Origin of the sequence: Neoroseomonas rubea (assembly GCF_016106015.1) — a bacterium.
GTDB classification, from domain to species: domain Bacteria; phylum Pseudomonadota; class Alphaproteobacteria; order Acetobacterales; family Acetobacteraceae; genus Neoroseomonas; species Neoroseomonas rubea.
On record NZ_JACADQ010000275.1, the window covers coordinates 1 to 5,743 of the forward strand.

3 protein-coding genes and 1 pseudogene are annotated in these 5,743 nt (G+C 72.1%); all 4 read right to left on the reverse strand.

Annotation, left to right across the window (positions count from 1 at the left end):
• A pseudogene (locus HW577_RS19355) lies at positions 1 to 455 on the reverse strand (biotin/lipoyl-binding protein); the annotation flags it as partial.
• Positions 452 to 2,575 carry an ATP-binding cassette domain-containing protein gene (locus HW577_RS19360; RefSeq protein WP_198377770.1) on the reverse strand — a complete coding sequence of 708 codons (2,124 nt, stop codon included), beginning with the start codon at positions 2,573 to 2,575 and terminating at the stop codon, positions 452 to 454. The gene HW577_RS19360 and the pseudogene HW577_RS19355, both read right to left, overlap by 4 nt.
• Complete coding sequence (locus HW577_RS19365; RefSeq protein ID WP_198377771.1) at positions 2,572 to 4,206, reverse strand: ATP-binding cassette domain-containing protein; 1,635 nt, start codon at positions 4,204 to 4,206, stop codon at positions 2,572 to 2,574. Before HW577_RS19365 ends, HW577_RS19360 begins: the two co-directional genes overlap by 4 nt.
• Before the next feature lie 101 nt (positions 4,207 to 4,307).
• Positions 4,308 to 5,743, reverse strand: a 1,436-nt coding sequence (locus HW577_RS19370; RefSeq protein ID WP_198377772.1) for a putative Ig domain-containing protein, incomplete at its 5' end; no start/stop codon positions are given.

Consider the following 5,743-nt stretch of genomic DNA (forward strand, 5'->3'; position numbering starts at 1 on the left):
TCCGAGGCCACGGGGCCGACCCCGGCGAGGCGCCCCTCGGCCGCGGCCGCGAGGCGTTCGGCGGCGAGCGCAAGCGCCGCATGGCGCGCGCGCGCGGCCTCCGTCTCGGCCCGCGCCTCGGCCGCGTCGATGGTCAGAAGCGCCTGGCCTTCGATGACGCGATCCCCGGCGGCGACGAGGATGGCTGTGACGCGGCCGCCATCCGCATGCTGCACGGGCTGCACGAATCCCCGGGGAATGATCTCCCCCTGTCCCGTGGCGCGCTGCGCCACGGGGAAATGGTACGCCCAGCCGAGGAAGCCGCAGACCATGATGAGGCCGAGCAGGATCGCCGCGCGCGCCGAGCGCGGCGGCGGGCATTCCTCCAGCTCCTGGACGGTGAGCGCATAGCGCCGCGCGACGGGCAGCGCGGGCGCGCGGATGACGGGCGGCGGCGGGCTATCGTTCAGCGTCATGATGCGGTCTCCGGCCGTGGCGCGGCTCCGGCGTGCGGGGTGAGCATGCGCAGCTGCCCGTGGTCGAGCGCGAAGGCGCGGTCGCAGCTACGGATCAGGTCGGGGCGATGCGTCACGATCAGCACGCCGACAGTCCCGTGCAGACGGCGGAGCAGCGCGGCGAGGCGCTCCTCCCGCGCGCGGTCGAGCGCATGCGTCGGATCGTCGAGCAGCAGGATCTCCGGCCGGCGCAGCAGCGCCTGGGCGAGCGCCAGGCCCTGCAGCAGGCTCTGCGGGAGGCGCGCCTTGTCGAGGTCGTTGAGCCGCGTGGCGAAGCCTTGCGGCATGGCGAGGATGTGCTCGAGGATGCCGACCTCCTCGCACGCCTCGGCGAGATCGGCATCCTCCGCCGCCGGCGCGGCGAGGCGCAGGTTCTGCGCCACGGTCCCGTAGATCAGGGCGGGCCGTTGCGGCAGGTAGCCCATCCGCGCTCGCAGCGTGGAGGGATCGAGCTGCGCGATGTTCACGCCACCCAGCGTGACGACGCCACCCTGCGGCGGCACAAGGCCCAGCGCGCAGCGCAGCAGTGTGGATTTCCCGGCACCGGAGGGTCCGGTCAGCGCCACGCGCGCGCCCTCCGGCAGCGCCAGGTAGGCGCCGGCGAGCAGCGTGCCGCCGCCGGGGACGCGCAGGACGACGCCATCGAGCCGCAGCGTACGCCCGCGGCCCTTGGCACGCGGGGCATCCGGCGCGGGGCGCGCTTCCTCGGCCAGCGCCTGCAGACGATGCAGTTGCGCGACGGAGTCGACGATCTGGCGCCCGCGGCTGATCGCGAGGAAGAAGGTCTGCAGCGGTATGATGACGCGCCAGGACAGCATGATAGCGGCCACCAGCGCGCCTGCGCTGACCCGCCCCTCGATCACGAGGTGCGCGCCCAGCGCAGCGACGCCACAGGCCGCGGCAGGCAGGCCGAGCTGCGCGACGAGTTCGACCGCGTGCCCGGCGCGCGCCGCACGGGCATGGGCAGCAGCGGCGGCGGCCGAGATGTCGCGGAACCGCGCGAGCCACGCGGCTTCCGCGCCGATCGCCCGCAGCGTTCCGGCATGGGACAGGGTCTCGAGGATCATGTGCCGGCGCTCGGTCGCGAGCAGCGCGGCACGATGTTCCTTCTCCCGCGCGCGGGGGACAAGGACCAGCGCGACGGCGAACTGTACCGGCAGGATCAGCAGGGGCACGACGACGACAAGGCCGGCCAGCGCCCAGATCACGCCGAGTAAGACGACGACGAGCGGGACCTGCAGGATCAGCTGCGGCAAGGGCCCTGTGAAGACCTCCCGGCTCGTCTCCAGGTCGCGCATGCGCATCACCTGCGCCGCCGGGTCCTGCGAGGTGACGGCCGACAGCGGCAACCGCAGCACCTTCGCGAAGACGAGGCCGAGCACCTGGCGTTCCGCTCTTTCGCCGATTCGCCCGAGACCGCGGGCGAGCATGGTGCGCAGCGCGACATCGCAGGCGAGCGCGCCGATGAAGCCGGCACCGAGTGCCAGCAGCGGCGCCGCCTGCCCGCCCGGGATCACCATGTCGAAGGCGATCATGACGACGAGGCCGAGCGCGATGGAGGTGAGGTTCGAGAGCACCGAGAGGGCGGCGAGCCCGGCGATCGGCCCGGCATGCTCCGACAGCAGGCGCGGCAGCAGGGGGCGGTCCGCGCCTTCCAGCGCTTCGTCCCGGCCGGCGAAGACGTACAGGTCCCCGGGCATCGCGACGGCGTGGACGCGCTCCGGCTCGGCGCCTTCCCCCCGCGCGACGAGGAGGAAGTCCCCGCTTCGCCCGATGACGAGCGCCGGCCGCCCGCCCGGCGCGATCCAGAGCGCGGGAAGCAGAGATGCGGGCAGGCTGCGGCTCGTGCCTGCCCAGCGGCGGTGGGCGAGGCCCAGGCGCGCCGCGGCGGCCAGCACGGCCGGGCCGGTGTCGTTCGCCATGGCGTGCGGCAGCGCTTCGAGCAGCTCGCGCTCGCCGACGCGGTGGCCGAGCAGGAGGGCGAGTTCGCGCAGCACCCAGGGCGCCCTCTCCCGCGTCGGTCCTTCGGAGAGTCCGCCCGGCCCGGCCGGCAGGGCGAGGGCGCGGAGCGGCGCGTTCACGACGGCGCATCCGAGACCAGGGTGCCACCCGCGATGCGCAGGCGACGATCGGCGATGGCAAGCCAGTCCCGCCGATCCGTGACCATGAGCATCGCGGTGTCGGACTTGAGGCGCCGCAGCAACTGGCGCATCCGGCGGTCGCCTTCGCGGTCCTGGGACGCCGCGGCGTCGTCGAAGAGGATGACGCGCGGTTGGACGACCAGCGCGCGGACCGCGGCGACGCGCTCGACGACGGAGGGCGGGAGTTCTTGCCCGGCACCCCGGCCGACGACGGTGCCGTAGCCCGACGGCAGGCGGTGGAAGTGCTCGTCGAGTCCGAGTTCCGCAGCGAGCGCGAGCGCTGCCTCCTCGAGCGTCGCGTCGAACCGGCAGAGATTGTCGATGACCCGGCCCGGAACCAAGGCGGGCCGTTGCGGCAGAAGCGCGATGCGCTGGCGAAGCGTCGCCTCGTCCAGCCCGGCACGGTCCCGCCCGTCGATGCGCATGGTGCCGCCATCCGCCGGGATCAGCCCGGCGATCGCGAGCAGCAGGCGCGTCTTGCCTGATCCGCCCACGCCTTGCAGGGCGACGCATTCACCGACGCGCAGCGTCAGGTCGGCGTCGCGGAGCAGCGTGCCACGGCCCTGCGCGGCGAGGCTGAGTCGTTCGACCGAGAGTTCCGCGATGTCCGCGACGACGCTGCCGCCCCGGTGCTGCTGCGGTGTGCCGAGGATGGCGCCGATCCGACCGACGGCGGCGCCCGCGCGTGTCAGGGTGGGCGTCGCCGCGGCCAGGCGCGCGACCGGCTCGAAGCCGCGGCTGGCGAGCAGGATGGCGGCGGCGAGTGTTCCGCCGGTGAGCTCGTCCTGCATCACCAGCCAGGCGCCGCTGAGCGCGACGGCCGCCGCGACGCACTGGCTGCCGGCCATGGAGAGCGATTGGCAGAGCTGGACGGCGAAGGCGGTGCGCCGGCCTGCCGCGGCGCTTGTCGCGACCAGGCGGTCATGCCGGCGCAGCATGGCGGCCTCGGCGCCCATGGCCTTGAGTGGCTCGATCGCCGCAACGGCCTCGAAGGTCAGATCGTGGCGGGCGGATTCCGCAGCCGTGCGGTCGGCTATGGCACACGCGGCGAGTGGCGCGACCGCCGCGGCGGCGAGCAGGCCGGGCAGGCCCGCCAGCACGGCAATGCCGGCGAGCAGCGGCGACAGCCAGGCGAGGAAGCCCAGATAGATCAGCGCGAAGGGAAGGTCTGCCAGCGCGAAGGCGAGCTGGCCGGTGCGGTGCGAGCGCCATTCGGCGATCGCTGCCAGGCCGTCTGCCTGCACGCCGGATGTCGCCGAGGCGCGCGGATCTGCGTGGAGGATGCGGGCGAGGGCGAGGCGCGTGAGGCCGTGTTCCTCCTGCGCCGCGGACCAGGCCGAGATGCTCGCCCTGGCGTGACGCAGCGCAGCCTCGATGGCCACGGCCATGGCCACGCCGGCGAGCAGCGCGGCCAGCGTCCCGTAGGCGGCGTTCGGGATGATGCGGTCATAGACCTGCAGCAGCAGCACAGGCACCGCCAGCGCGGCGAGGTTCAGCAGCGCGGAGGCGACCAGCGTGTCGATGCGCGTCGAGACCAGGCCCGGCAGGCGATGTGTCGCAGCCCGTTCCATCGTGACATCCTGTCGGGCACGGCGCGCTTCGGGCCGCTTCGTGGCGGAGGATTATCACGCATCCGGTTCAAAAAAAGTGAAGCGCGCGGCGCCGCTTCGCCCTATTGCCAGGTCAGGCGCTCAATGTCCTGGAACGTAATCTGGGAGTTGTCGGCGAAGATGATGCGGCCATCGGCGTCGGCAGAGAGTGCCAGGACGTTGGCGCTCTCGTTGACGATGGACCCGGACGTCAGTTCAAGGGTCCAACTGCCGCCGCGATAGGCCCCGACTTCGACTAGCGAGATGGTGTCGGTGCCCACGCCGCCGAACAGGACGTCGGAGGTCCCATCGTCGCTGGCGATGTACACGTCGTTGCCGGCGCCGCCCTGCAAGGTGTCCGCGCCGGTCCCGCCGACGAGCGTATCGGCGCCGTCCTCGCCCATCAGGCTGTCGTTGCCGCTGCCGCCTGTGATCTGGTCGTCGTTCCTGCCGCCGAGGAGAATGTCGTCGCCGTCGTCGCCCCGGAGGCTGTCGTTGCCGTCGGCGCCGAGGATGCTGTCGTTACCCTGGCCGCCCCAGACGATGTCCTGGTCGGTCCCTGCGTCGATCGTGTCGTCGCCGGCCTCACCGTAGAGCCTGTCGTCCTGGGTGTTGCCGCGGATAAGGTCCGCGTCGTCGCCACCCCAGATGTGGTCGTTGCCATGCGCACCATCGATCGTGTCGGTGCCGCCTTCGCCCCACAGGCTGTCATTGTCCGAATCGCCAAAGAGGCTGTCATTGCCGGTGCCGCCGAACCCATAGTCAGTGCCAGGACCGCCTTGGATGGTGTCCCGGCCTTCCCCGCCCCAGATCTGGTCATTGGCGTTGTTGCCGAACAACCGGTCGTCCCCGTCTTCGCCCCACAGGCGATCCGCACCATGGGCACCGTTGACGGTGTCGCCGCCGCCGCGGCCATGCATGTCCTCGTTGCCACCCGCCGACGAGATGGTCTGGCTGGCGTCGGTGCCTGTGCGCTGGGTGTCGGCGAAGTCGATGATCTGGATGGTGACGACACGGTCTACGCTGGCGCCGGCAGGATCGGTGCTGCGGATCGTGACGCTGTGGGAGATCTGCTCCTCGCGGTCGAAGGCGGTGTTGCTGCGGAGTGCCAGCGTGTTGTCGCGGATCTCGAACATCTGGTCCGGATCGCTGACGATCGAGTAAGCATGGGTGTCGCCCAAGTCCGCATCGGTGGTGATGAGCGTCGCGATGACGCCGCCGGGCGCTATGCGTTCATTGGCGCTGGTCGTGGACAGGACGATGTCGTTGGGGGCCGTGTTGGCCGGGGCGGCCGCGGCGACGGTGATGTCGAAACAGTCGGCGATGGTCGCACCGGCGCTGTCGGCAACGGTGATGCGGATCGAGACGGTGCCGACGTCGGCATTGCCGGGTGTGCCGGAGAAGGTGCGGGTCGCGGGGTCGAAGGACAGCCAGGCCGGCAGGGGCGAGCCATCGGCCAGCGTCGCGGTGTAGGCGAGGCTGTCGCCTGTGTCGGGATCTGCGAAGGCTCCGGCGGGCA